Origin of the sequence: Delftia sp. 60 (assembly GCF_002754395.1) — a bacterium.
Taxonomy (GTDB): domain Bacteria; phylum Pseudomonadota; class Gammaproteobacteria; order Burkholderiales; family Burkholderiaceae_C; genus Comamonas; species Comamonas acidovorans.
The window spans coordinates 5,267,133-5,292,307 of sequence record NZ_PEFD01000001.1 but is presented as its reverse complement, the minus strand read 5'-3'; the positions used below and the strand labels follow the sequence as shown (position 1 = coordinate 5,292,307).

Below are 25,175 nucleotides of genomic sequence, written 5' to 3'. Positions count from 1 at the left end.
TTTCCGCCGTGTAGATTCCCGGTCCCCGCCATGACCTTGTCCGAACCTGGGCTGCGCTTACTCGCAGCCGCCGTGCTGGTCCTGCTCTATGCGGCCATGTGCGCCGCCATCTGGTGGCGCGAGCGCCGCCAGCGCATGCGGGCCCGGCAGGAAGCGGCTGCGCTGACCAGCGCACGCGAGGGCGCGCTGCCCCTGCTTGTGGCCTATGCCAGCCAGACCGGCCAGGCCGAGGAGCTGGCGCGCGAGACCGCCCGGCTGCTGCACACGGCCGGAGAAAGCGTGCACCTGTGCGCCCTGGACGCTGTGGATGCCGACCTGCTGGCGCGCACGCAAAGGGCGCTGTTCATCGCCAGCACCTATGGCGAAGGCGACCCGCCCGACAACGCGGCGCTGTTCCTGGCGAACGCCATGGCCGATGCACGGCCGCTGTCCCATCTGCAATACGGTCTGCTGGCGCTGGGCGACCGGCAGTACGCGCAGTTCTGCGGCTTTGGCCGCGCGCTGGACAGCTGGCTGCGTGCCGGTGGCGCCAGGCCCTGGTTCGAGCGCATTGAAATGGACAACGGCGCGCCGCAGGCGCTGACCGCCTGGCAGCACCAGCTGACCCAGATCAGCAGCCTGGGCGACATGCCGGCATGGGAGCAGCCGGTCTTCAGCGAATGGACGCTGGCCGCGCGCCGGCACATGAACCCGGGCAGCGCAGGCGAGCCGGTGTTCCACATCGAGCTGCAGCCCCCTGCAACGGAGCCCGCGCTGTGGGAGTCCGGCGACCTGGCGCAGGTCTGCATTCCTGCGGACCCGCAGCATCCGCGCGAGTACTCCATCGCCTCCATCGCCCAGGATGGCTGCGTGCACCTGCTGGTGCGCCAGGCGCGGCGCGAGGATGGCTCGCCGGGCCTGGCCTCGGGCTGGCTCACGCAGGGCGCGCCCCTGGGGGCTGCCATCACCCTGAGGCTGCGTGCGCACCGCAATTTCCGGCTGGAAGACAACCTGCAGCGCCCGCTGGTGCTGATCGGCAACGGCACGGGCCTGGCCGGCCTGCGCAGCCACCTGCGCGCGCGTGCTGCGGCGGGCCTGGGTCCCAACTGGCTGCTGTTCGGCGAGCGCAATGCGGCGCACGACCGGCTGTACGGCGACGAGCTTCAGGCATGGTGCGATGGCGGCGTGCTGCAGCGCCTGGACCTGGCCTTCTCGCGCGACCGCAGCGAAGGCGCGCCGCGCGCCTATGTGCAGGACCTGCTGGCGCAGTCCGGCGATGTCTTGCGCCAATGGGTGGCGCAGGGCGCAGCCATCTACGTGTGCGGCAGCCTGCAGGGCATGGCCCAGGGCGTGGACCAGGCGCTGCACGCCGTGCTGGGTGAGGCGCAGATGGACCAGCTGGTGCGCAGCGGCCGCTACCGGCGTGATGTGTATTGAGGTGGTGAGAGCAGCTTGCGCCAGCGCAAGCATTGGTGCCGTCAGCGCTTTCTGCTCCTAGGAACGTAGCATCCGTGCGACAGATAAATCCTATTGTGATCATGAGAATGGAAATGATTCTCAATGTTCATATAATTTCGTTGCATATCCCCATCCCATCGCATAACCAAACATTTCAAAGCGAGTTTCACGGGCCCCACAGCCCGTTTTCCGTTTCTGGAGTGTTTGCATGTCGTATCGCGATCTGCGCGGAGTTCTTCCGTCGCGTCCTTCCCATCTGGCCCTTGTGGTGGCTGCCGTCTGCGCTTCGGGTGCCGTCTCTGCTCAGACGGCAACAGGCAATGCCGCGTCCGCCACGGAGCTGCGCGAAGTCGTGGTCTCCGCCTCGGGTTTCGAGCAGGACATCAAGGAGGCGCCGGCCTCCATCACCGTCATCCCGCGTGAGGAACTGGCCAAGGGCCGCTTCGGCAGCCTGACCGACGCGCTGGAAAGCGTGGAAGGCATCGACGTGGGCGCCCCCGCAGGCAAGACCGGCGGCCTGAACATCAGCATCCGCGGCATGCCCAGCGACTACACGCTGGTGCTCATCGACGGCCGCCGCCAGAACTCGGCCGGCAACGTCACGCCCAACGGCTTTGGCGAGACGCAGACCAGCTTCATGCCGCCCATCGGCGCCATCGAGCGCATCGAGGTCATCCGCGGCCCCATGTCCACGCTCTACGGCTCCGACGCCATGGGCGGCGTGATCAACATCATCACCCGCAAGGTCGGCAAGACCTGGACGGGCAGCGTCAGCGCCGACTACACGCTGCAGCAAGAGTCGGAGTTCGGCGACATCAAATCCGGCAAGTTCTACCTGAGCGGCCCCATCAAGGAGGACCTGCTGGGCCTGTCGATCCGCGGCAGCACGCAGCGCCGGGCCGCTTCGGACATCACCTATGCGGGCGCCAACGGCCAGCCCGCCGTTCCCCTCATGGGCGGCAACCCCGTCAAGTCCGAGATCAACAACCTGGGCCTGCGCCTGGCGCTCACGCCCAACAGGTACCACGACATCACGCTGGACCTGGACTCGGGCCGCCAGACCTATGACAACTCGCGCGGCCAGCTCGGCACGCTGGGGCTGCAGGGCGGCTACGGCCCCGAGCAGAAATACAACCGCGACCAGCTCACACTGGCGCACACGGGCCGCTTCGGCTTCGGAACCTGGGACACCAGCTTCATGGTCAACCGCACCGAAACCATGGGCCGCACCGTTCCCCCGGGAACGCCGGGCGCGACACCGGGCGCTGCGCGCACGCTGGAGGTGGAAAGCAAGGTGCTGGACAGCAAGCTGGTCCTGCCCTGGGGTGCCCACCTGACCACGCTGGGCGGCCAGTGGTGGGATGCCGAGATGAAGGACGGCGTGGCGCCGAACAAGTTCGCCTTCACGCAGAAGGCCCTGTTTGCCGAGGACGAATGGAGCCTGACCGACGCCTTCAAGCTCACCATGGGCGCGCGCTATGACCGCCACAGCCTCTTCGGCGGCAAGCTCAGCCCGCGCATCTACGGCGTGTGGAATGCCGCGCCGCAGTGGACCGTGAAGGGCGGCGTCAGCAACGGCTACAAGACGCCGCGCGTGGAGCAGCTGGCGCCCGGCATCAACGGCTTCGGCCAGCAGGGCCGCCTGCCGCTGGTGGGCAGCCCCAACCTCAAGCCCGAAACCAGCCGCACCACCGAACTGGGCGTCTATTTCGACAGCCCCACGGGCTTTGCGGGCAGCGCCACGGTGTTCAACAACGAGTTCAAGGACAAGATCACCAGCGGCCCGGGCCTGATCAACTGCGACTTTGCGGCAGCGCCCAACCGCCCCGGCTGCGTGAGCTTCGGCAACTGGCCCCTGGTGGATGCCTTCGGCCAGTCCATCAACGTGGACGAGGCCGTCACGCGCGGCCTGGAGCTGAGTGCGCGCATGCCGCTGGCGCGCGGCTGGAATGCCAGCGCCAACTACACCTTCACCAAGAGCGAGCAAAAGAGCGGCCCCAACCGCGGCAACCCGCTGAGCGACACGCCCAAGCATGCGCTCAACGCCCGCCTGAACTGGGAGCCGGGTGCCCAGTGGAACCTGTGGCTGCGTGCCGAATACCGCAGCGAACGCTACCGCGACCCCGGCACCAGCGCCAGCTCCCAGGCCGCCAAGGCCGCGCTGGGCAACTACAAGGCCTATACCCAGTTCCACCTGGGTGGCAGCTACCGCGTGAGCAAGCAGTTCACCATCAACGCGGCCATCTACAACCTGTTCAACAAGGATTTCGTGGACTACCAGCCCTACAACGTACCGGGCCAGGTCCAGGGTACCGTGATCTTTGGCAACCGCTACGCGAACAACCAGGAAGGCCGCCGCCTGTGGGTGTCCGCCAACTACGAGTTCTGAGGCGGGTTACGGGGCGCCTGGCTGGCCTGCATGCGTGAAGGGGCTAGCCTGACCAGCACCTGCAGCGTGCGGTTCAGCGGCACGGGCACGCCCAGGGCCTCGCCGCGCCGCACCACGTAGCCGTTCAGGTGGTCGATTTCGCTGGGCTTGCCCAGCGCCAGATCCTGGGCGGTGGACGAGAACTGGCCCGGCATGGTGGCCGGCAGGCCCCGCACGGCAGCGGGCACGTCGCCGGGCAGGGCCACGCCGTCGGCCCTTGCCACGGCCAGGCATTCGGCCACCACATCGTCCACCACGTGCGCCACGCCGGGCGCCTGCACCAGCGGGCCGTAGGGCAGCTGGCACAGCGCCGACAGCGCGTTGTAGGCGCAGTTGATCACCAGCTTGGCCCACAGCGCGCCGCGCACATCGGGCGATACCTGCACGGCAATGCCCGCCGCGCCAAATTGCCGGGCCACCTGTTCGCTGAGTGCAGAGGGCGCGATGACCAGCTCGCCACGCCCGAAGTGGCGCACATGGCCGGGACCGGCCATGGCCGTGGCCACATAGACCACGGCGGCCGCCACGGCAACGGACGGGCCCAGCACGGCGCGCACGCGCTCGTCGTTGTCCACGCCGTTTTGCATGGTCAGCACCAGGGCGCCCGGCGCCAGGTGCGGCTGCATCTCGCGGGCCGCTTCCTCGGTGGCCGTGGACTTGACGCAGAACATCACCACATCGGCATCGCGCACGGCGCTGGCCTCGGTCGATGCCTGCATGGGCACCTGGATGTCCAGCGCCGCCGTCTCCAGCCGCAGGCCATGCTGCTGCACGGCCTGCACATGGGCGGGACGGCCAATCAGCGTGACCTGGTGGCCGGCGCGTGCCAGCAGTGCGCCGAAATAGCAGCCCACGGCGCCTGCGCCCATGACGGCGATGCGCAGCGGCGCGGTGGGGGAGGAGGGGCTGGCGGAAGAAGCGTCCATGGTGCGAATCGGATAGGCCTTTGATGGCACCCAGTCTAGCCAGGCTGCCGTCAAGGGCCCATGCTGTCTTCCCTGCGGGGGGGCACTGCGGACTTCAGGCCGTCCTCATGCCGTGCTCATACCGTGCTCATGCCGTCTGCAGGCACAGGTACTTGGTTTCCAGGTATTCCTCGATGCCGTGGCGCGAGCCCTCGCGGCCCAGGCCGGACTGCTTGACGCCGCCGAAGGGCGCGACCTCGTTGGAGATCAGGCCGGTGTTGATGCCCACCATGCCGTACTCCAGCGCACGCGATACGCGCCAGATGCGGCGGTTGTCGTTGGTGAACAGATAGGCGGCCAGGCCGTAGATGGTGTCGTTGGCGCGGCGCACCACTTCGTCCTCGTCGTGGAAGCGGAACAGCGGCGCCAGCGGGCCGAAGGTCTCTTCCTCGCAGACCCGCATGCTGTCGTTCACATCGGCCAGCAGCGTGGGCTCGAAGAACAACTGGCCCGGCACCGGGCGCCTGCCACCGGCCAGCAGGCGTGCGCCCTTGGACAGCGCGTCGGCCACATGGCTTTCCACCTTCTGCACGGCGGCCTCGTTGATCAGCGGGCCATGCGTCACGCCGGGCTCCAGGCCGTTGCCGACCTTGAACTCCGCCATGGCCCGCGCCAGGCGGCGGGCCAGTTCGTCATGGATGCGGTCGTGCACATAGATGCGGTTGGCGCATACGCAGGTCTGGCCCGCGTTGCGGAACTTGGAGGCCAGGATGCCGGCCACGGCCTGGTCGATATCGGCATCGTCGAACACGATCAACGGCGCATTGCCGCCCAGCTCCAGCGACAGCTTCTTGACCGTGTCGCTGCACTGGCGCATCAGCAGCCGCCCGGTGGCCGTGGAGCCCGTGAAGCTGAGCTTGCGCACCACGGGGCTTTGGGTCAGCGCCTGGCCGATGTCCTGCGGGTGGCCGGTCAGCACCTGGAAGACGCCGGCTGGAATGCCGGCCTCCTCGGCCAGCACGGCCAGGGCCAGGGCGGTGAAGGGCGTGCTTTCGGCCGGCTTGACCAGCATGGTGCAGCCGGCGGCCAGCGCCGGGCCGGCCTTGCGCGTGATCATGGCGGCCGGAAAGTTCCAGGGCGTGATGGCGGCGCACACGCCAATGGGCTCGCGCAGCGTCAGCAGCTGCTGGCCGGCCGTGGGCGACTGCAGCAGTTCTCCGTCCACGCGCTTGCCTTCCTCGGCAAACCATTCGATGAAGGAGGCCGCGTAGGCGATCTCGCCGCGCGCCTCGGCCAGGGGCTTGCCCTGCTCCAGGGTCATCAGCCGCGCCAGATCGTCCTGGTGCGCCAGCATCAGGTCGAACCAGCGGCGCAGGATGCCGGCGCGCTGCTTGCCCGTCAGCGCGGCCCAGGCGGGCAGGGCGCGCTGTGCGGCGGCAATGGCGGCTTCGGTCTCGCCGGCCTGCAGGGCAGGCACCTGGCCCAGGCGCTCGCCCGTGGCGGGGTTGAAGACGTCGATGGCGGGGCCGGAGCCCACGGCTCGCCAGCCCTCGGCGAGCAGGCAGGCCTGGCGGAACAGATCGGGGCGTTGCAGTGAAAGACTCATGGTGCAGCAGGGTGTGGCTGGGATGGGGATTCAGGCGGCGACTGGCTGGGACGCGCTCTGGGTGATGGCGCTGTCGATGATGTCCAGGGCCCTGGCGAACAGCGGCTGTGGAATCGTCAGCGGATAGAGAAAGCGGATGGCGTTGCCGTACAGGCCGCAGGTCAGCAGCAGCAGGCCCTGCTCCTGCGCGTGCCGGACGACGGCGGCCACGCGCTGCGCATCGGGCTCGCCGCTGCCGGGAAGGCGGAACTCCACGGCCAGCATCGAGCCCAGTCCGCGCACGTCGGCAATGCCGGCATCCTGCGCCTGCAGGGCTTGCAGGCGCGCGCGCAGCTGGTTGCCCAGTGCGTGGGCGCGCTCGCACAGCCGTTCTTCATCGATCACGTCGAGCACGGCATGGGCCGCGGCCACGGCCAGCGGGTTGGCGGCATAGGTGCCGCCCAGGCCGCCGGGATGGGGTGCGTCCATGACGGCCGCGCGGCCCACCACGCCCGAGATCGGCAGGCCGCCGCCCAGGCTCTTGGCCATGGTGATCAGGTCGGGCTGCACGCCGTAGTGCTCCATGGCGAACAGCTTGCCCGTGCGAGCGAAGCCGGTCTGCACCTCGTCGGCGATCAGCAGCATGCCGTGCTGGTCGCACAGCTGGCGCAGGCCGGTGAACAGGGCGGCAGGCACGGGGTGAAAGCCCCCTTCGCCCTGTACGGGCTCCACGATGATGGCGGCCACGCGCTGCGGGTCCACCGAGGTCTTGAGCAGCATGGCAATGGCGTCCAGCGACTGCTGCACGCTTACGCCGGCCTGCTCGCTGGGGAAGGGCGCGTGGAAGACTTCGCCCGGCATGGGGCCGAAGCCCTGCTTGTAGGGTGCCACCTTGCCTGTCAGTGCCATGCCCAGCTGGGTGCGGCCATGGAAGGCGCCCTGGAAGGCGATCACGGCCGAGCGGCCCGTGGCATGGCGCGCGATCTTGACGGCGTTCTCCACGGCCTCGGCGCCCGTGGTGAAGAAGGCGGTCTTGGCCGGGCCGTCGATGGGCGCCAGCGCATTGATGCGCTCGGCCAGTGCAATGGCGCTTTCGTAGGGAACGATCTGGAAGGCCGTGTGCGTGAAGCGCTCCAGTTGCTGCTGCACGGCCTGGACCACGCGCGGATGGCGGTGGCCCGTGTTGAGCACGGCAATGCCGGCCGCGAAATCGATGTACTGCCGGCCCTCGGCATCGGTCAGCAGGGCGTTGTCGGCCTGCACGGCATGGAAGCCGCACATCACGCCCACGCCGCGCGGCATGGCGGCGTTGCGCCGGTTCTGGAGTTGCTGGTTCGGGGAAGAGGCGGTGGCGCTGGACATGAGAGGGTTCTCCGTTGATGGGGATGCAAGGCTTCCCGTTATAGTGGCCATTGGTTCCATGACTGGAGCCATCTTTTGAAAAGATGGTGGTGCCAATTGAGCGCGCCTCCACCTCCACCTCTATCCTCACTCCACCAAGGCAGGCATGGCAAAACCCTCCGTGTGCGCGGATCTCATCCTCCAGATGGACTGGCGCGGGCTGGGCGGCGACCGCACTCATCTCAACCGGGGCCTGTACCTGGCCATCCGCCAGGCCATAGACAGCGGGGCCCTGTTGCCGCGCAGCCGTCTGCCTGCCTCGCGTGACCTGGCGCGCGAGCTGGGCGTGTCGCGCAATACCGTCAACCACGCCTACGAGCAGCTGCAGGTGGAGGGCTATGTGCGCAGCCAGGTGGGGCGGGGCACGCATGTGGTGGACACCCTGCCTGCGGCCTTGCTGCTGAGCGGCGGGCGTGCACCCGCACGCCGCGCCACCGCCGCGGCGCCCGCACCGGGCGGCGGCCTGTCTGCACAGGCGCAGGCCCTGCTGAAAACGGCCCAGGCCTCCGAGCAGCAATGGGGCGCCTTCATGCCCGGCGTGCCCGACGTGACCGAATTTCCGCGCGCCACCTATGCGCGCATCCACAACCGCCTGCTGCGCCACGCCGGGCCGCAACTGCTGACCTACGGCACGCGCGGCGGCGTGGACACGCTCAAGCAGGCCCTGGCCGAGCACCTGCGCGTGGCGCGCTCGGTGGACTGCGGGCCGGGCCAGGTGCTGATCACCGAAGGCGTGCACCAGGCCATCGACCTGGTGGTGCGCAGCCTTGCCGATCCCGGCGACTGCGTGTGGATGGAGGAGCCCGGCTACTGGGGCATTGCCAACGTGCTGCGCATGCAGCACGGGCTGCACCTGCACAGCGTGCCCGTGGACGAGGAGGGCATGCAACTGCCCGAAGGCCTGCCCGCGCCCCGGCTGATTTTCGTCACGCCCTCGCACCAATATCCCCTGGGCGCCGTCATGAGCATGGCCCGGCGCCGTGCGCTGATTGCCTATGCGCGCCGCGTGGGCGCCTGGATCGTGGAGGACGACTACGACAGCGAATTCCGCTTCTCCGGCAGTCCCGTGCCCAGCATGCAGGGCATGGAGGAAGGTGCGCCCGTGATCTACATAGGCACCTTCAGCAAAACCCTCTATCCGGGGCTGCGCATGGGCTACATGGTGCTGCCACCGGCGCTGGCCGAGCCCCTGCGGCGCATCCATTCCGAGCTGTACCGCGAGGGGCACCAGCTGCCCCAGCAGGTGATTGCCGAGTTGATCACCGAAGGCCACTACGCTGCCCATATCCGCAAGATGCGCCTGCTCTACGGCAAGCGCCGCCGCATGCTGCTGTCCCTGATCGAGCGCTACCTGGGCGCCGACCACCTGCCCTGGGTGGAAAGCAGCGCAGGCCTGCATTTCGTGATGCAGCTGCCGGGCCAGGACGACGATGTGGAGCTTGCCGAGGATCTCCGGCAGGTGGGCATCTTCGTCAAGCCGCTGTCGCGCTACTACGCAGGCCCGCACAAGCGGCGCGGCCTGCTGCTGGGATACGCCTGCGTCTGCGAGGAGGAGATCGGTGCCGCCTTCTTCCGTATGCTGGCGGTGCTCGCAGCCCGGCATGGCCGGGGCTGAGGTTCTCTTTCCCAACCCCTTTGCCTGACGCAGAAAGCTCCATGATCTCCATCCGCACCGTTGATCCCCATGAATGGCCGCAGTACCGCGATATCCGCCTGCGTGCCCTGCGCGATGCCCCCGACGCCTTCGGCAGCACCTGGGCGGCAGAGGCTGCAAGGGCGGACGCGGACTGGGCTGCACGGCTGCAGGCCGCTGCTGCCGGGGGCAGGGACAGGGTGCTCTTCGCCGTCAACGGCGAACAGGCCTGCGGCCTGGTCTGGTGCAAGCTGTGTGCCGACGAGCCCGGCGTGGCCGACCTCTTTCAGATGTGGGTCGATCCTGCCGCGCGTGGCCGGGGCGCGGGCCAGGCGCTGCTGGCGCAGGCCGTCGCCTGGGCCTGGCAGATGGGCATGCGGCGTGTGCGGCTGGGCGTGACCGCAGCAGACTCTCCCGCCATGCGGCTGTATTTGGCGCATGGCTTCCGGGCGCAGGGCGATCTGCAGCCGCTGCGGGAGGGCTCCGGATTGCAGGTGCAGGCCATGGCCCTGGACCGGGCAGGCGGCTGAACCGCTGCACAGCGCAGGCAGTTCCGGCAGTCAGTCCCGGCAGTCAGTCCCTATAGCCCCGGGGCGTCCACAGGGCCGTCCTGCTTCAACCCGGCAGCACGGCCGGCGAAGGCAACTGCCGGGTCTTGGCCAGTTGCGAATTGCTGTAGCGCAGGTCGGTGGTGACCTCCGCGCCCAGCCAGGCGGGCGATGGCGGCTGGATATCCTCGCTCGCCAGTTCGATCTCGGCCGTGACCAGGCCGGCCAGGGGGCCTTCGAACACATCGACCTCGAAGTCGAAGCCGTCCACCGGCACGATGTAGCGCACCTTGTCGATGGCGCCATGCGCGCAGTGCTGGGCCAGCAGCGTCTCGGCATCGGCCAGCGGGATCCGGTATTCGAATTCGGCCCGGCTCATGCCGCGTGCCGGGCCCTTGAGCGTGAGAAATCCGGTGTCTCCGGCGATGCGCACCCGCACCCACATGCCGTTGTCGGCGATGTATCCCTGCGCCATGCGCACGCCGGTCAGGCCTGCCACGATGCCAGGGTCGGCCACCAGGTATTTGCGTTCGATTTCGAGAGCCATGCTGTTGCCCGTGCAGACAAAGGCGGCAGTCTATCGCGCCACCGTCGCCCTGCCGGCAGATGGCCCGCCACAAACAAAAAGCCCCGCAGGGGAGTGCGGGGCTTTCCTGGGGGGCGATTGCCGGCCCGGGGGCCGGCATCCACAGCGCCTTACAGCGAGTCGATGAAGCTGCGCAGCTTGTCCGAGCGGCTCGGGTGCTTGAGCTTGCGCAGGGCCTTGGCCTCGATCTGGCGGATGCGTTCGCGCGTGACGTCGAACTGCTTGCCCACTTCTTCCAGCGTGTGGTCGGTGGACATTTCGATGCCGAAGCGCATGCGCAGCACCTTGGCTTCGCGCGGGGTGAGGCCGTCGAGGATGTCCTTGACGACGTCGCGCAGGCCGGCCTGCATGGCGGCGTCCACGGGAGCGGTGTTGTTGGTGTCCTCGATGAAGTCGCCCAGGTGCGAATCGTCGTCGTCGCCGATCGGCGTTTCCATGGAGATCGGCTCCTTGGCGATCTTCATGATCTTGCGGATCTTGTCCTCGGGGATCTCCATCTTGGCCGCCAGGATGGACGCATCGGGCTCGAAGCCGAACTCCTGCAGATGCTGGCGCGAGATGCGGTTCATCTTGTTGATGGTCTCGATCATGTGCACCGGGATGCGGATGGTGCGCGCCTGGTCGGCGATCGAGCGCGTGATGGCCTGACGGATCCACCACGTGGCATAGGTCGAGAACTTGTAGCCGCGACGGTATTCGAACTTGTCCACCGCCTTCATCAGGCCGATGTTGCCTTCCTGGATCAGGTCCAGGAACTGCAGGCCGCGGTTCGTGTACTTCTTGGCGATGGAGATCACCAGGCGCAGGTTGGCCTCGATCATCTCCTTCTTGGCGTCACGGCTGGCGCGCTCGCCATCGTTCATGCGCTTGTTGATGCGCTTGAGCTCGTCCAGCGGCACGACCACGCGCGATTGCAGGTCGATCAGGTTCTGCTGCAGCTCCTGCACGGGCGGGATGTTGCGCTCGAGCACATTGCTCCAGGGCTTGCCGGCCGCGACCTGCTGCACCACCCACTGCAGGTTCAGCAGGTTGGGCGGGAACTGGGCGATGAAGGTCTCCTGCGGCATGCCGCACTTGTCCACGATGATCTTGCGCAGCTCGCGTTCCTTCTTGCGCACGTCATCCACCTGGGCGCGCACGAGGTCGCACAGCTTCTCGATGGTCTTGGCCGTGAAGCGGATGGTCATCAGCTCTTCGGTCAGGGCCTTCTGCACCTTCATGTACACGGGCGTGCCGTAGCCGTCCTTGTCGTACACCTTGTGCATCTTGTCGAAGTTCTCGCGCATGGCGTCGAAGCGGCGCAGCGCCTCGTTCTTGAGTTCTTCGAGCTTCTTGGTCAGCGCCTTGGAGCCGCCCTTGCCGTCGTCGTCGTCCTCTTCGTCGTATTCGTCGAAGTCTTCTTCGGCCACGTAGTCGTCGTTCTCATTGGCGTTGACGAAGCCGTCGACGATGGTGGAGATGACGACCTTGCCTTCGCGGATTTCCTCGGACATGGCCAGGATCTCGGCGATGGTGGCAGGCGAGGCCGAGATGGCCTCCATCATGTCCATCAGGCCGCCTTCGATGCGCTTGGCGATTTCGATTTCGCCTTCGCGCGTCAGCAGCTCGACCGTGCCCATTTCGCGCATGTACATGCGCACGGGGTCGGTGGTGCGGCCGAACTCGGAGTCCACCGTGGACAGGGCGGCTTCGGCCTCTTCCTCGGCTTCCTCTTCGGTGGTGGCGGACTGGCCCGTGTTGTTCAGCAGCAGGGTTTCCGCATCGGGAGTCTGCTCGTAGACGGCCACGCCCATGTCGTTGAGCATGGAGATCACGACTTCCAGCGTCTCGGCATCGACCAGCTTGTCGGGCAGGTGGTCGTTGATTTCGCTGTGCGTCAGGTAGCCGCGCGTCTTGCCCAGCTTGATCAGCGCCTTCAGACGCTGGCGGCGGGTGGACATTTCCTCTTCGGTCAGGACGGTTTCGTCCAGGCCGAATTCCTTCATCAAGGCGCGTTCCTTGGCCTTGCTGATCTTCATGCGCAGGGGCTTGACCTTTTCGGCCGGGGCCGAAGTGGTCTCGACCTCGACTTCCACTTCGGTCTCGACCTCGGACTCGCCTTCACCTTCGCCGTCGATGTCGCCATCGATATCGGACAGGTCGGCATCATCGATGTCGTCGCCGCCTTCCTTGGCCTTGGGCTTGCGGCCGCGCTTGGCGGGGGTCTTGGCAGCGGCGGTGGAGCTTGCGGCTGCCTTGGCCGGCGCCTTCTTGGCGGCGGCAGGCTTCTTTTCGGTCTGGGCGGGGGCGTCGTCGCCTTCGGCTGCCTTCTTGCGGCCGCGCTTGGGGGTCGCGGCGGCGAGCAGCTCGTCGGCCATGGCTTTGAGTTCGGCTTGGGACTTGGTTACCACGTCGGTATCTTTCTTTGCTTTGGCCGCAGATGCGGCGCTCTTCGGTCCTGCAGCGGCTTTGCCGGCACCGGCCTTGGCCGGGGCTGAAGAGGTTGTCGAAGTCTTGGGCTTCGCTGGAGCTTCGGGGGCCTGCTTGGACTTCACGGACTTTGAAACGGGCATGAACACCTCACGGTCAGGAGCGAACACACACAAAGGGAAACTCAAACAAGCGCCGCCTAGGCGCACGCGCGGACGGACTAGGTCCGCCAGGGAAGCGAAAAACGTTCCAGGCAAGATGTCTGGGCGAACATTTGGTGTGCAGTCCTTGCGGGAAATTGGGCCGTGCAGTTGCTGCAATCACGTGAGTTCTTCACGGGGCCCGGTCCGGAGGTGCTGCTGTCGCTCTTGCCGATAGCCCCTAATTATATCTGCTTACCTCGATTTCAAGAGGAAGTACGCATCTGGTTTTCCAGGACCTGCTGTCGGGCAAAGAGATCGCGATAGCGCTGGGCGGCGCTGGGGTCCCGTGCCATGTCGCGCACGGCTTCGTCGATCTGGGCCTTGATGTGGTCGATGACGATGCGGTTGAGCACGCCGCGCAGCTCGCGGCGCAGCTCGGACAGCTCGCCTTCGGGGTGGGCGTGGGGGCCGCTCATCAGCTTGTCCGCCAGCACCTCATGGGGCAGGCCGCGCAACTGCTCGCGCAGTACGGCGAAGGGCCGGGGGCCGGATTCCTGGAACTGTGCTTCCATCCAGCGGAACAGCGCGCCGTGCCCGGCGGCGCAGCGCGCCAGCGCCTCGAAGTCCTCGTGGGTGAGTTCTTCCATGAACTCCATGTGCGCCATGAGCAGGCGCGCCGCCTGGTCCGTGCGTGTGGCGGGGGCTACGCGCGGCCCCATGGGCGGCGGGTTGAAGTCGCTGCGGCCATTTTTGTCCCAGGGCTTGCGCGGCCAGGGCTTTTTGCCGCCGCGCCCGGGCTCGCCGCCACGCCAGCCGCCTGTGCCGCCGCCCTGGCTGCCCCCCTCGGGCCAGCCCGATGGGGCGTTGTATTCGGCCGGCTGGCCCCAGTCGGCCGCGGCCGGTGCATGGCTGGCCTGGCCCGGATGGTGGGCGCCACCGGCCATGGAGCCCCGTGCCGGGCCGCTGCGGGCGGCTTCCTGCGACCACAGGTCCGAGAGATCGCGCGCATCCAGCTGCACGAGTTCGGCGATCTCGCCCAGCAGCTGGCGCTTGAGGGCGCCGTCAGGCAGTGCCGTCCACAGCGGGCGGGCATTGCTGGCCATGTGGGCACGGCCTTCGGCCTGGCCCAGGTCGCAGCCCTCGCTGGCGGCTTCGATGAGAAAGCGGCTCAACGGCAGCGCGTCGCCCACGTAGCGGGCAAAGGCTTCGCTGCCGTATTCGCGGATGAAGCTGTCCGGGTCATGCTCGGCGGGCAGGAAGAGGAATTTGACGCTGCGCGTGTCGCTGGCATAGGGCAGGGCGGCATCAAGCGCCTTGCGCGCGGCGCGCCGGCCCGCCGCGTCGCCGTCGAAGCTGAAGACGACGGCCTCGGTAAATCGAAACAGTTTGTGAATATGGTCGGGCGTGCAGGCCGTGCCCAGCGTGGCGACGGCGTTGGCAAAGCCCAGCTGGGCCAGGGCCACCACGTCCATATAGCCTTCGGTGACCAGCGCATAGCCCATGTCGCGCAGGGCGGTGCGGGCCTCGAACAGGCCGTAGAGCTCGCGCCCCTTGTGAAAGACCGGGGTTTCGGGCGAATTCAGGTATTTGGGCTTCTCGTCGCCGAAGACGCGGCCGCCGAAGCCGATGCACTCGCCCTTGACGTTGCGGATGGGAAACATCAGCCGGTCGCGGAAGCGGTCGTAGCGCTTGTCGTCGCCCTCGCCAACGATGACCAGGCCCGATTCTTCGAGCTGCGGATCGTCGTACTGCGGAAACACGCTGGCCAGCGACCGCCAGCCCGCAGGCGCGTAGCCCAGGCCGAAGCGCTTGGCGGTCTCGCCCGAGACGCCGCGGCGCTTGAGGTAGTCGATGGCCTGGGGCGATGCCTTGAGGTGCTTGCGGTAGGCGTCGCCTGCCTTCTCCAGCACGTCGGTGAGGGTGGCCTGTTTCTGCTTTTGCGCGGCCTGGCGCTCGCGCTCGGCGGGGCTGATGTCGTCCTGCGGCACCTGCAGGCCGACCTGGCCGGCAAGATCCTGCACGGCTTCGACGAAGCCCATGCCGGCATGGTCCATCAGAAAGCCGATGGCGTTGCCATTCTTGCCGCAGCCAAAGCAGTGATAGAACTGCTTGCTGGGACTGACGGTGAAGGAGGGCGACTTCTCGCTGTGGAACGGGCACAGGCCCATGAAGTTGGCGCCGCCCTTCCTGAGCTGCACGTAGCGTCCCACGATATCGACCACGTCGACGCGCGAGAGCAATTCCTGGATGAACGATTGGGGAATGGACACCCGCGTATTGTGCCTTCGCGGGGCCATCCGGCCGTGCCCCGGGGGCACTGGCTGGGGGCCCGGCCCTCAGCCCAGGCGCTGGAAGGTCAGCGTGAAGGCCACGCCATCGCGCGTGTTGTGCGCCTTGATCGTGCCGCCCATCTTCGCCATGTAGGTCCTGGCCACGAACAGGCCCTGGCCCCGGTGCTCGGCGCTGCCGGCGGCCGCCGGCTCCTGGGGGCGGACACGCCCAGCTCGAAGATGCGCTCCAGCAGGTCCTCCGCAATGGTGGCACCCTGGTTGTGCAGCGTGGCGCTGGCGGCGGACTCCGAGGCCGACAGCGACAGCGTGATGGCCGTGCCCGCGGGCCGGTAGCTGTCGGCATTGCGCAGGATGTGGGTGACCACGTCTTCCAGCGCAAACTCGTCGGCGCGCACGATCACGGCGCCCGTGACGTCCCTGTTCCCGCCCCCGTCCTCGCTCCCGCCTTCGTAGACCACGTTGGCAATGCCCGCGAAGTGCGCGTTGGCGGCCACGTGGGACAGGAAGGCGTTCAGGTCCAGCCGGCCTTCGGGCACGTTGGCGGCCTGCAGCGCCTCGGCCGGCGATGCCGTGCCGTAGAGCACATGCACGGCCTGCTGCATGCGCTGCACGTAGCGGTGGCCGGGGTCGTCGGGCCCGTAAAGCACCATCAGCGATTGCAGGGGCGACATGATTTCGTGGCCCACGGCATGCCACATGTCGCGTTCCTGCTGGGCGCGCAGCTGTTCGCGCTGCAGGTCGTCCTTCACGCGCTGCAGCAGGTCGGCCAGGCCACCGGCCAGAATGCCCAGCTCGTCGGAACCACGAAGGTCCGACACTTCAAGGTCGCCCAGGCGCGGGCCGACATGGCCGTCCTGCACGTTGTACGACACGGCGGCGGCGCGCCGGGTGAGGGCGGTTACGCGGCGGATCAGCCCCAGCTCGACGATCAGCCAGGCCAGCGCAATGGCGGCCAGCATGGCGCCCAGGTACCAGGACAGGCGCGTGGCCACGGCGGCCAGGCCCTGCTCCACATCGCGCGGGTGGCCGGTGAAGCTGACGGTGTAGTTGCCCGTGGGCGTGTCCAGAATGTCCTGGCCCGTGGGCACGGCCGGGGTCATGGTGGCGGCGGAGACGCCGGCCGCATCCAGCGGCAGCCAGCTGATCAGGCGCAGCAGCCAGGGCGCCGACGGCGCGGCCTGCACATCCACGCCCTTGAGGGTGATGGCGCTGGCTTCGTCGGCACCCACCTTGCGGATCTGCACGCGCTCGCCCGGCAGCAGGCTGCGCGAGATGTCGTTGAGCGAGGCCGCAAGCTGCGCCCCAGGCGAGTTGCTGTCGAACAGCGGCGGCTCCGTGTCCCCGGGGGCCAGCATTTCCACGCGCACACGCATGCTGCCCAGGTCTTCGGGCGGCCAGACGGGGCGCACGTCCCTGCGGAACAGGGCTTCGCGGAACAGCTCGACCGGCAGGCGGATGGAGTAGTACGTGCGGCGCAGGCAGTCGGCTGCAGGGGGTGTCTTGTCATTGCCCGCACTGCCCTGCACGCCAGGCGGCAGGTCGCGGCAATGGCCGTTCTGCCAGAGCCAGCCACGGAAATCGCGCACGGGCCGCGCGCGGGCCTCAAGCTGGGGCGTGCCGTTGTCCACAAAGCCGGTGAGCCGGCCGTGCTCGCCGTTGCCGGACTTGTTGCCCTGCTGCGGCATGGCCTCATAGGGCGCAATCCAGCGGTAGGTGCTGCCGCGCATGTCCAGCGTGATGCGGGCGCGGTGCGCCTGGGCGGGCTCGCGCGAGCCGCGTTCGCGCGGTGTCAGCTCGCCTGCGAAGAAGCTGCCCACCAGATAGATGAATCCGCCTGCGTAGGGATTGTTGCCAATGGCTGCGCACAGCGAGGCGCCATCGGAGTACTGGACCGAGCAGCCGGCCATCTCCACGGCCTGCTGCGACTTTTGCGGATCGTCGAAGTCGATGGCCGCGTAGGGCAGTAGCAGCGGCGCCAGCGGCGTCACGCCCTGGCCCAGGTGGCCGGCGTTGAGCAGGGCCAGCCGGCCCGAAGGATGGCGCAGCCGCGCCATGACCTCGGCCTGGCTGCGCACAAAGCCGTGCTGGTAGGCCTGCCAGGCGCGTTCCTTCTCGTCCTTGAGCACCACCACGCTCAGCGCCACCGTGGCCACTGCCAGCAGCACGAACACGCCGCGCAGCAGGATGCGCTGGCGGAAGGCGGCCAGGCCCAGGCGAGGCACCTCCAGCCGGGGCAGCTCCAGCCTGGGGTTGAGCAGGCGCTTCATGTGCGGACGGCGGCGCCGGCCTGGCCCACCCAGCGAAAGCCGCGCATGGGCACGTTCTCTATGCCTTCGAAGCCCGGGTCCACCTCGCGCAGGGCCTCGCGGATGGTGCTGACGTGCTTGCGCACGTTGTCGCGGTTGCGGCCGCTTTTGACCACCTCGAACAGCTCGTCGTAGGACACCACTTCGCCGCTGCGCTGGTGCAGCGTGGCAAGGATGCGCTGGGCAGTCAGCGGCAGGTTGATGCGCTCGCCGCGCCAGGTGGGCGTGCGCTGCCACAGCGGGTCCAGCACCAGGGCGTCGCCTGCGGGCGCTGCGGCGGCCTGCGCGGCCACGGGCGCTGCGCGCTGCGTGGTGCGCAGGATGTCCAGGAAGGTCTCGATGAAGTCCGCCTCCTCGAAGGTGGTCTTTTGCAGGTAGTCCCAGGCGTCCAGCGCCTTCATGATGCTGCGGTAGATGGCGGCCGGCATGGCCGAGACCACCAGCACCGGCGTGCCCTGGCCCAGCTTGTTGATGGCGTTGATCAGCGCCACGCCCGCATGGCGCTCGCGGCCCAGCTCGATGTCCAGCACCACGGCGTCGTAGTGCTCGCGGGCCAGGGCGGCCTCGGCCTCGTCGCGCGTGAACCACTGGTCGATCACGATGCCGCTGCGCGCACTGCGTATCCATCCCGCCAACTGGTTGCTGGTGGGCAGGTCGTCTTCGATCACGGCGATACGGGTCATGGGGCTGTGCAGTGGTGGGGTCGGGGGAGGCCGCCGTGGCGGTGTTCGCGGGATTATCTCGGCCCTGCGCCGGCCCGGGTGTGAGTTTTTCTTCCGGGGCCGGAGCGTTTGCGCTGCCGGTGTGAGCGCTTTGGTCCGTGCGCTGCGTTGTTGCTTCCGGGGTGGATCCGAACAATCGGTCCTCAATGAGCCACCCCTGTTTCCGGTGCCTCAGAAACAGCCAACAACAGCCATCACAGCCGAGAGAGAGAACACCATGAAAGCCACCTGGAACCGCATCATGCAGGCCCTGACGGGCCGCAAGTCCGCCCGTCTGGACGAAGCCGGCACTGCCGCGCCCGCAGCCGGGTCCGATGCTGCAACGCTGCCGGGCAACGCGCCCCGCCGCCAGCCCGTGGACTGGGCGGTCCTGCTGCCCACGGCACGTACCGTGCGCTGGTTGGCCATCGGCGCCGTGGTGGTGGCGGCAGGTCTGGTGGTGGTGCGCAACCCGCCCGTGCAGCACCTGGAGCAGGGCACGCTGGGCGTGCGCCTGAACCAGTTCACAGGCTCCGTCAGCCTGTGGCGCGATGGCAGCGTGTGGGTGGTGCCGGGCCTGCACACGGTGCGCGTGTTCTCCCTGCGCGACCAGAGCTACCGCCCGGAGGCCATGCGCCAGGCCAATGGCAGCGCACCCCTGCAGTCGGTCGAGGGCCTGTCCCTGGGTCTGGACCTGAACGTGCGCTATGCGCTCGATCCCGCATCGCCCGCCGTCAAGGCCGGCAACCTGCCTCTGGACATAGGCGGCGACATCGTGGAGCCCGCCGTGCAGGGCCTGGTCTACAAGGTGTTTGCGCGCTACACCGTGCGCGAAATCTTCTCGACCAAGCGTGCCGAGATCGCCCAGATCATGGAGACCGAACTGCGCACGCGCCTGGCGGCCGACGGCGTCACGCTGCGCAGCATCCAGATCGGCAAGGTGGACCTGCCCGCCGAGTACCGCCGCGGCATGGACAGCCTGCTGGCCGAGGAGCTGGCCTCGGAGAAGATGCGCTACACGCTGGAACTCAAGGACAAGCGCGTCAAGGAAACCGAGCTGGATGCCAATGCCGACAAGGTGCGCCGCGAAGTGGCCGCCGAAGCCGCCGCCCGCGAGCAGGTGATTGCGGCGCGTGCCCAGGAAGAGGCCATGAAGCATGTGCTGCCCTTCAAGCAGCGCCAGATCGAGCAGCGCCAGCTGGAGGCCGAGGCCGAGCGCGTGGCCCGCGTGAAAGCCGCCGAGGGCAGCGCCCAGGCCCGCCGCATCGAGGCCAATGGCGAAGCCGATGCACGCCAGAAGCTGGCCGAGGCCGAGGCCTTCCGCATGGACCGCCTGGGCAAGGTCAACGCCGAGCAGATGGCGCGCGAGGGCACCCTGGTCACGCGCTACCCGCTGCTCATCCAGAAGACGCTGGCCGACAAGCTTTCGGACAAGATCCAGGTCATCATCGCGCCCCCGCCGACCAATGGCGACTTCATCGGCGCGGCCCTGCTGGGCGGCAGCCGCAATGCACAGGCCGGCGCAGCCTCCGTGGCGGCCGAAGATGCCAACGCAGCCGTTCAGGAGCAATAAGCCATGCTGACCGTATCGACCTTGGCCGCCGCAGCGCTGGCCACCGGCATGGGCAGCGCCATCGTGGTGCAGGACCAGGCCAGCCTGCGCGCCGCGCCGCGCGATGGCGCCCAGCAGCAGGCCAGCCTGTGGCAGGGAGAGGTGCTGGAGATCAGGGGCGAACGCCTGGACTACCTCCAGGTCTGGGACCACAAGCGCGAGCGCGGCGGCTTCATCCGCGCCGGCGATGTGCGCCGCGTGGCCATGACCGAGGCCGATGCCCCCGCCTTGCTGGCCGTGCTGCGCTTCGTGCAGGACACGCCCGGTGCCGAGGCGCTGGGCATCGGCCTGGTGGCCGCCTACCTGCAGGCTGCGCCCGCCAGGACCCTGGCCGGCGCCGAAGGCGCGCAGGCCTTCGACGCACTGGGCGGCTTTGCCGACCGGCTGGCGCGGCGCGCCTCCGCTGCGGCGCCCGGCAAGGCCTCGGGCGCCACGCTGTCGGCCCACCTGGATGTGGCCAACGGCTACGGCCTGCGCTTTGCGACCTATGAGGTCGAAGGCCGCATGCAGGTCTGCTATGAAGGCGAATTCTTCCGCCGCGTGCTGGCCATGCCCGCCGCCGACGCGCCGCAGCGCGCCCGCGCCGCCCTGGCGCTGACAAGGCCCGAATGCGTGGACCCCGATCTGCCGGCCCATGAGCGCGCCCGCATGCATGCCTGGCAGGCCGATGTGCTGGAGCGCGTGGACGTGACCGGCCTGCCGCCCTACCTGCGCGGCCGCGTGCAGATGCGCCGCGCCAGCGTGTGGGCGGCGCTGGCCTTTCAGCAGGCGCGCAAGAGCATGGCCGACCCTGCCGTGGCGGCATCGGCCGCCCGGGCGCTTGCCGAGTTCACGGGCGTCAGCAAGTCCGAGCTGCCCGATGAAGACCAGAGCGCCTACAACGACGCGGCCATGCGGGTGAGCGCCGTGCGCTGGGCGCTGTCGCCTGTTGCTGCTGCGGCTCCTGCTGCCGGAGCCCGCCCGACGCTGCTGACCGAGCCCGGTGCTGCCGGCGAAACCTGCGTGCTGCTGGTGGACGCCCAGCACGGCGCCAAGGCCCCGCTGCTGCGCCGCTGCACCTATGGCGTGGTGTGGGCTGCATCGGCCAGCACCAACCGCGAGGGCACGGCCGTGGCCCTGGCCGTGCAGCCGCTGGAAGGCTGGCGCGAACTGTGGGTGCTGCGCAAGACCGAAGGCGGCTGGCTGGCCGACGTGCTGCCCCCGGCCGCCACCGCCCCGGAGACCGGCGTGGCCGAATGGGCGGGCTGGGTGCCTGGCGGCCAGCTGATGCTGGTGGCGCGCGAGGCCCGTGGCCAGGGCCGCTACCGCAAGAGCTTCGAGGTGGTGCGGCTGGACGGCCTGGCCACCGAGCGCGTGACCGGCGATGTGTCTGCCCTGCCGCTGTTCCAGCGCTGGCAGGACCCGGCCTGGAAGCGCCAGTCCCTGAGCCTGCGCTGAAGCAAAAAAAAGCCTGCACCGGTGGGGTGCAGGCTCGTCTCCAACGATGCCTGGAGCGTTGCCAGGCGACTCCTCTAGGAACTCCTTGTTCGCCTTCCAGCGGTGCTGGCCGGCGAATCCAAGCGGCGATTCTACGAGTGAAGCCGGGGCCGTGCGGCCGAGTCATCTGATAAATGATGTCTTATAGAGGACTGTGGTTGTGCAGTCGCCTGGGGGACAGCCGGAGGCGTGTCCGCAGGCAGGTCAAGTGATTGTTCTGCATAGGTATTTTCAATTTCCATGAAATTCTGAAAGTTGTGATGCCCTGCAAAGACCATGCATGCCGCTTTGGTTATCCGGGCCTGTGCGGTGGCGAGCCGGGTGGATGCGCATCAAGCTTGTGTAAGCCTGTCTTGCTATATCTTCAGGTTTCGCCAGCCTGCGGCGGCAGGCGGGCATCTCACCAGAAAACCCAGCGAACCGGAGACCACGATGACCCACATTTACGACCAGCATCTGGAGCGCAACAGCGCCAACCATGCGCCGCTCAGCCCCTTGGGCTTCATCGCCCGCACGGCCGAGGTCTATCCCGAGCGGCTGGCCGTGGTCCACGGCACGCTGCGCCGCAACTGGGGCGAGACCTATGCGCGCTGCCGCCAGCTGGCCAGCAGCCTGCACAAGGCGGGCGTGGGCAAGAACGACACCGTGGCCGTGATGCTGCCCAATACGCCGCCCATGGTGGAGGCGCATTTCGGCGTGCCCATGGCGGGGGCCGTGCTCAATGCGCTGAACACGCGGCTGGATGCGGAAACCATTGCCTTCATGCTGGACCACGGCGAGGCCAAGGTGCTGATCGTGGACCCGGAGTTCACGGGCGTGGTGGCCAAGGCACTGAAGCTGCGCCAGCGCAGCGCGCCGCTGCTGGTGATCCAGGTCGAGGACGCGCTGTACGGACCGGCCGCCGAGCAGGTGGGCAGCCTGGACTACGACGACTTCGTGGCCGGTGGCGATGCCGGTTTCGACTGGCAGCTGCCTGCCGACGAGTGGGATGCCATCGCGCTGAACTACACCAGCGGCACCACGGGCAACCCCAAGGGCGTGGTCTATCACCACCGGGGTGCGGCCATCAATGCCATCAGCAATGTGCTGGAGTGGGACATGCCCAAGCACGCCGTTTACCTGTGGACCCTGCCCATGTTCCATTGCAACGGCTGGTGCTTTCCGTGGACGGTGGCGGCGCGCGCGGGGGTCAATGTCTGCCTGCGCCGGGTGGAGGCCCAGGCCATCTTCGATGCCATCCGCAACCACGGCGTCACGCATTACTGCGGCGCGCCCATCGTGCACGGCCTGCTGGTCAATGCGCCGGCCGCCATGAAGGAGGGCGTGCCCGCCGGAGTCAAGGCCATGGTGGCGGGCGCCGCGCCACCGGCGTCGATGATCGAGGGCATGGAGCAGCTGGGCTTCGACATCACCCATGTCTACGGCCTGACCGAGGTTTACGGCCCGGCCACGGTCTGCGCCAAGCACGCGGCCTGGGATGCGCTGGACATCGGCGAACGCGCGCGCCTCAATTCCCGCCAGGGCGTGCGCTACCACCTGCAGCGCTCGGCCAGCGTGCTCGATCCGGAGACCATGGAACCCGTGCCCCATGACGGCCAGACCATGGGCGAGATCATGTTCCAGGGCAACATCGCCATGAAGGGCTATCTGAAGAACCCGCAGGCCACGGACGAGGCCTTCCGCGGCGGCTGGTTCCACACGGGCGACCTGGCCGTGCAGCATCCGGACGGCTATATACAGATCAAGGACCGCAGCAAGGACATCATCATCTCGGGCGGGGAGAACATCTCGTCCATCGAGGTCGAGGACGTGCTCTACCGCCACCCGGCCGTGCTGGCCGCCGCCGTGGTGGCCAAGCCCGATCCCAAGTGGGGCGAGACGCCCTGCGCCTTCATCGAGCTGAAGGCCGGCGCGCAGACCACGGCCGAAGACATCGTGGCCCACTGCAAGAAGCACCTGGCCGGCTACAAGGTGCCGCGCGCCGTGGTCTTTGGCGAGCTGCCCAAGACCAGCACGGGCAAGATCCAGAAGTTCGAGCTGCGCCGCCAGGCCGGATCGGTCCAGGCCATCACGGGCTGATGGCCGGGCCGCGGCGCGGGCAGCGGCTCAGTGTCCGGCCGTCTTGGAAAACAGCTGGATGACCAGCACGCCCGCCACGATCAGGCCCATGCCCGCCAGCGCGGGCAGGTCCAGCGTCTGGCCCTGCCAGAGCCATCCGACCAGGGAGATCAGCACGATGCCCGCGCCGGACCAGATCGCATAGGCCACGCCCGTGGGCACGGTGCGCAGCGTCAGCGACAGGAAGTAGAAGGCCAGCGCGTAGCCCAGGACCGTGACCACGCTGGGCCACAGCCGCGTGAAGCCTTCGGACTGCTTGAGGCAGGAGGTGGCCGCCACCTCGGCGACGATGGCCAGGCCCAGGTACAGGTAGTTGGACGCCATGCTCAGATGGCCGCGTAGCTGCCCGTGCCCTCGGGCCAGCGCGTGAGCACGTCGAAGCCCGTGTCGGTCACCACCACCATGTGCTCCCACTGGGCGGACAGCGACTTGTCGTTGGTGATCACCGTCCAGCCGTCGGCCAGTTCGCGCGTGGCCGCCTTGCCGGCGTTGAGCATGGGCTCGATGGTGAAGATCATGCCGGCCTCCAGCACCATGCCCTGGCCGGGCTGGCCGTAATGCAGCACCTGGGGGTCGTCGTGGTAGACCTTGCCGATGCCGTGGCCGCAGTACTCGCGCACCACGCTGAAGCGCTCGCGCTGGGCCACGGTCTGGATGGCATGGCCGATGTCGCCCAGCGTGGCGCCGGGGCGCACGGCGCGGATGCCGGCCAGCAGGGCCTCGTAGGTGGTCTCCACCAGGCGGCGCGCCTGGTTGGAGGGCTGGCCCACGTAGTACATGCGGCTGGTGTCGCCGATCCAGCCCTCGGGCGTGGTCACGGCCACATCGACATTGAGGATGTCGCCCTCGCGCAGGATCTGCCGGGCGTCGGGGATGCCGTGGCAGACCACGTGGTTGGGCGAGGTGCAGACCGTCTTCGGAAAGCCGTGGTAGCCCACGTTGGTGGGCACGCAGCGCAGTTCATCGACGATGAAGTCATGGCAGAGCTTGTCCAGGTGCTCGGTGCTGACGCCCGGCTGCACGTGGGGCACCAGCATCTGCAGGACGCGGGCGGCCAGGCCACCGGCCTTGCGTGATTGCCCGATATCGAGGGCATCGTGCAGCGGGACGCTGCGCAGCTTGGCCCCCCTCATTGCAGACCTCCCGACAGGCGCACGGGGCGCGGGCGGCGTGCTGCCGTATCGGCGGGAGCCGGTGCCGCTTCGGGCTCGCCCAGCTTCAGCGTGGCCGCGGCCTCTTGCAGCAGCAGGGCGCAGATGCCTGCGTAGTCGAGATGGGGATGGTGTTCGGCCAACTGGCCGACACGCAGCCAATGCTCGGCCTGGGCGTTGATGGATCGACCCAGGGCCGCGCTGGACAGGCGGATCTGGTCGTGCAATTGGTCGGATATTTTGACGATTCCCATGGGGTGGCGATCATACGGGGAATATACGTTTCGTATATTGACAATCGCAAATCGCGGGCTCTGCGGCGGGACATTCGTGCAGGTCTTCAGATGCAGGCCGCCATGTCGTCGGCAAGACTGCGCGAAGTACGGTGTGAATGCTCTTGTGTTGATAGCGCAATGATCAGGTCTGGCTGGCCATCCGGCAGGGA

The 25,175-nt window shown here is 68.2% G+C and carries 17 protein-coding genes and 1 pseudogene; 7 read left to right on the top strand and 11 right to left on the bottom strand.

What is annotated here, in order from left to right; genetic code table 11:
* The first annotated feature begins 30 nt into the window (after window positions 1-30).
* Both CLV01_RS23815 and CLV01_RS23810 read left to right on the top strand, forming a co-directional pair.
* Window positions 31-1,416: a sulfite reductase subunit alpha gene (locus CLV01_RS23815; RefSeq protein ID WP_099733055.1), complete on the top strand. Its 1,386-nt coding sequence runs from the start codon at window positions 31-33 to the stop codon at window positions 1,414-1,416.
* A 229-nt stretch (window positions 1,417-1,645) separates the two neighbouring features.
* Complete coding sequence (locus CLV01_RS23810; protein WP_099733056.1) at window positions 1,646-3,826, top strand: TonB-dependent receptor domain-containing protein; 2,181 nt, start codon at window positions 1,646-1,648, stop codon at window positions 3,824-3,826.
* Here the strand turns inward: CLV01_RS23810 and CLV01_RS23805 are convergent.
* The 3 genes from CLV01_RS23805 to gabT all read right to left on the bottom strand — a co-directional run bounded on the left by CLV01_RS23805 (window position 3,814) and on the right by gabT (window position 7,717).
* On the bottom strand, window positions 3,814-4,791 hold the full coding sequence (locus CLV01_RS23805; RefSeq protein WP_099733057.1) for a ketopantoate reductase family protein: 978 nt from the start codon (window positions 4,789-4,791) through the stop codon (window positions 3,814-3,816). The genes CLV01_RS23810 and CLV01_RS23805 overlap by 13 nt on opposite strands.
* 127 nt (window positions 4,792-4,918) lie before the next feature.
* Window positions 4,919-6,376: an NAD-dependent succinate-semialdehyde dehydrogenase gene (locus tag CLV01_RS23800; protein WP_099733058.1), complete on the bottom strand. Its 1,458-nt coding sequence runs from the start codon at window positions 6,374-6,376 to the stop codon at window positions 4,919-4,921.
* A gap of 30 nt (window positions 6,377-6,406) precedes the next feature.
* The gene (gene gabT, locus CLV01_RS23795; RefSeq protein ID WP_013801148.1) at window positions 6,407-7,717 is read right to left on the bottom strand and encodes a 4-aminobutyrate--2-oxoglutarate transaminase; all 1,311 of its coding nucleotides are present in this window, start codon (window positions 7,715-7,717) and stop codon (window positions 6,407-6,409) included.
* Between the two features lie 145 nt (window positions 7,718-7,862).
* Here gabT and pdxR point away from each other — a divergent pair, with 145 nt between their 5' ends.
* Both pdxR and CLV01_RS23785 read left to right on the top strand, forming a co-directional pair.
* Entirely contained in the window at window positions 7,863-9,371 is a 1,509-nt protein-coding gene (gene pdxR / locus CLV01_RS23790; protein ID WP_099733059.1) for a MocR-like pyridoxine biosynthesis transcription factor PdxR, read from the top strand.
* Between the two features lie 41 nt (window positions 9,372-9,412).
* Complete coding sequence (locus tag CLV01_RS23785; protein WP_099733060.1) at window positions 9,413-9,919, top strand: GNAT family N-acetyltransferase; 507 nt, start codon at window positions 9,413-9,415, stop codon at window positions 9,917-9,919.
* A gap of 85 nt (window positions 9,920-10,004) precedes the next feature.
* On the opposite strand, the gene CLV01_RS23780 is transcribed toward CLV01_RS23785, so the two are convergent.
* The 5 genes and pseudogenes from CLV01_RS23780 to CLV01_RS23760 form a co-directional block, all read right to left on the bottom strand.
* Entirely contained in the window at window positions 10,005-10,484 is a 480-nt protein-coding gene (locus tag CLV01_RS23780) for a CYTH domain-containing protein (RefSeq protein ID WP_012206845.1), read from the bottom strand.
* Between the two features lie 149 nt (window positions 10,485-10,633).
* Complete coding sequence (gene rpoD / locus CLV01_RS23775) at window positions 10,634-13,075, bottom strand: RNA polymerase sigma factor RpoD (protein WP_013801152.1); 2,442 nt, start codon at window positions 13,073-13,075, stop codon at window positions 10,634-10,636.
* 263 nt (window positions 13,076-13,338) lie between these two features.
* Complete coding sequence (gene dnaG / locus CLV01_RS23770) at window positions 13,339-15,372, bottom strand: DNA primase (RefSeq protein ID WP_065346030.1); 2,034 nt, start codon at window positions 15,370-15,372, stop codon at window positions 13,339-13,341.
* A gap of 39 nt (window positions 15,373-15,411) precedes the next feature.
* Window positions 15,412-17,633 (bottom strand): annotated as a pseudogene (locus tag CLV01_RS23765) (sensor histidine kinase).
* The gene (locus CLV01_RS23760) at window positions 17,630-18,355 is read right to left on the bottom strand and encodes a response regulator transcription factor (protein ID WP_012206841.1); all 726 of its coding nucleotides are present in this window, start codon (window positions 18,353-18,355) and stop codon (window positions 17,630-17,632) included. The pseudogene CLV01_RS23765 and the gene CLV01_RS23760 overlap by 4 nt, the downstream one beginning before the upstream one ends.
* A gap of 256 nt (window positions 18,356-18,611) precedes the next feature.
* Here CLV01_RS23760 and CLV01_RS23755 point away from each other — a divergent pair, with 256 nt between their 5' ends.
* From CLV01_RS23755 to CLV01_RS23745, 3 genes are all read left to right on the top strand, one after another.
* On the top strand, window positions 18,612-19,946 hold the full coding sequence (locus CLV01_RS23755; RefSeq protein WP_013801155.1) for an SPFH domain-containing protein: 1,335 nt from the start codon (window positions 18,612-18,614) through the stop codon (window positions 19,944-19,946).
* A 3-nt stretch (window positions 19,947-19,949) separates the two neighbouring features.
* Window positions 19,950-21,422, top strand: coding sequence for a hypothetical protein (locus CLV01_RS23750; RefSeq protein WP_099733062.1), 1,473 nt, complete (start codon window positions 19,950-19,952; stop codon window positions 21,420-21,422).
* Between the two features lie 471 nt (window positions 21,423-21,893).
* Window positions 21,894-23,540 carry an acyl-CoA synthetase gene (locus CLV01_RS23745; protein WP_012206838.1) on the top strand — a complete coding sequence of 549 codons (1,647 nt, stop codon included), beginning with the start codon at window positions 21,894-21,896 and terminating at the stop codon, window positions 23,538-23,540.
* Window positions 23,541-23,567: 27 nt separating this feature from the next.
* Here CLV01_RS23745 and CLV01_RS23740 read toward each other — a convergent pair whose 3' ends face one another.
* Genes CLV01_RS23740 through CLV01_RS23730 form a run of 3 tightly spaced genes read right to left on the bottom strand, consistent with a single transcriptional unit; the run spans window position 23,568 to window position 24,984 of the window.
* Window positions 23,568-23,903 (bottom strand): SMR family transporter, encoded by a 336-nt coding sequence (locus CLV01_RS23740; protein ID WP_012206837.1) that lies wholly within the window; start codon window positions 23,901-23,903, stop codon window positions 23,568-23,570.
* Between the two features lie 2 nt (window positions 23,904-23,905).
* Complete coding sequence (gene map / locus CLV01_RS23735; protein ID WP_034396318.1) at window positions 23,906-24,712, bottom strand: type I methionyl aminopeptidase; 807 nt, start codon at window positions 24,710-24,712, stop codon at window positions 23,906-23,908.
* Entirely contained in the window at window positions 24,709-24,984 is a 276-nt protein-coding gene (locus CLV01_RS23730) for a ParD-like family protein (RefSeq protein ID WP_012206835.1), read from the bottom strand. Before CLV01_RS23730 ends, map begins: the two co-directional genes overlap by 4 nt.
* Window positions 24,985-25,175 lie beyond the last annotated feature (191 nt).

Bases quoted from the DNA above. Each gene is read 5' to 3' on its own strand.
- CLV01_RS23780 (WP_012206845.1), bottom strand. From the start codon at position 10,484: ATGGCTCTCGAAATCGAACGCAAATACCTGGTGGCCGACCCTGGCATC.
- CLV01_RS23815 (WP_099733055.1), top strand. From the start codon at position 31: ATGACCTTGTCCGAACCTGGGCTGCGCTTACTCGCAGCCGCCGTGCTG.
- CLV01_RS23745 (WP_012206838.1), top strand. From the start codon at position 21,894: ATGACCCACATTTACGACCAGCATCTGGAGCGCAACAGCGCCAACCAT.
- CLV01_RS23810 (WP_099733056.1), top strand. From the start codon at position 1,646: ATGTCGTATCGCGATCTGCGCGGAGTTCTTCCGTCGCGTCCTTCCCAT.
- CLV01_RS23755 (WP_013801155.1), top strand. From the start codon at position 18,612: ATGAAAGCCACCTGGAACCGCATCATGCAGGCCCTGACGGGCCGCAAG.
- CLV01_RS23800 (WP_099733058.1), bottom strand. From the start codon at position 6,376: ATGAGTCTTTCACTGCAACGCCCCGATCTGTTCCGCCAGGCCTGCCTG.
- gabT (WP_013801148.1), bottom strand. From the start codon at position 7,717: ATGTCCAGCGCCACCGCCTCTTCCCCGAACCAGCAACTCCAGAACCGG.
- CLV01_RS23760 (WP_012206841.1), bottom strand. From the start codon at position 18,355: ATGACCCGTATCGCCGTGATCGAAGACGACCTGCCCACCAGCAACCAG.
- pdxR (WP_099733059.1), top strand. From the start codon at position 7,863: ATGGCAAAACCCTCCGTGTGCGCGGATCTCATCCTCCAGATGGACTGG.
- CLV01_RS23730 (WP_012206835.1), bottom strand. From the start codon at position 24,984: ATGGGAATCGTCAAAATATCCGACCAATTGCACGACCAGATCCGCCTG.
- dnaG (WP_065346030.1), bottom strand. From the start codon at position 15,372: ATGGCCCCGCGAAGGCACAATACGCGGGTGTCCATTCCCCAATCGTTC.
- CLV01_RS23740 (WP_012206837.1), bottom strand. From the start codon at position 23,903: ATGGCGTCCAACTACCTGTACCTGGGCCTGGCCATCGTCGCCGAGGTG.
- CLV01_RS23785 (WP_099733060.1), top strand. From the start codon at position 9,413: ATGATCTCCATCCGCACCGTTGATCCCCATGAATGGCCGCAGTACCGC.
- CLV01_RS23805 (WP_099733057.1), bottom strand. From the start codon at position 4,791: ATGGACGCTTCTTCCGCCAGCCCCTCCTCCCCCACCGCGCCGCTGCGC.
- map (WP_034396318.1), bottom strand. From the start codon at position 24,712: ATGAGGGGGGCCAAGCTGCGCAGCGTCCCGCTGCACGATGCCCTCGAT.
- rpoD (WP_013801152.1), bottom strand. From the start codon at position 13,075: ATGCCCGTTTCAAAGTCCGTGAAGTCCAAGCAGGCCCCCGAAGCTCCA.
- CLV01_RS23750 (WP_099733062.1), top strand. From the start codon at position 19,950: ATGCTGACCGTATCGACCTTGGCCGCCGCAGCGCTGGCCACCGGCATG.